Source organism: Colwellia sp. MB3u-4 (genome assembly GCF_014077065.1).
GTDB lineage: Bacteria > Pseudomonadota > Gammaproteobacteria > Enterobacterales > Alteromonadaceae > Cognaticolwellia.
In genome coordinates, this window is record NZ_JACGVE010000003.1 from 1 (window position 1) to 223 (window position 223).

Sequence of the window (223 nt, forward strand, 5' to 3'; positions counted from 1 at the left end):
TTGGCTATAACGGTTTTTATCACCTCACCAAAGCTTTTCGCAGATTAACACGTCCTTCATCGCCTCTAACTGCCAAGGCATCCACCACATACGCTTAGTCACTTAACCATACAACCCCAAGTAGTCTTTCGACTCATTAGTACGCATCGGAGACTAATCCGACGCAATTGTAAAGTCTGACATTTTCACGCACACAAAGTGTGTCTTGAATAAGAGTGGTAAT

1 rRNA gene is annotated in these 223 nt (G+C 43.0%); it reads right to left on the reverse strand.

Annotation, left to right across the window (positions count from 1 at the left end):
- A 23S ribosomal RNA gene (locus H4J61_RS00015) occupies window positions 1-108 on the reverse strand; the annotation flags it as partial.
- Window positions 109-223 lie beyond the last annotated feature (115 nt).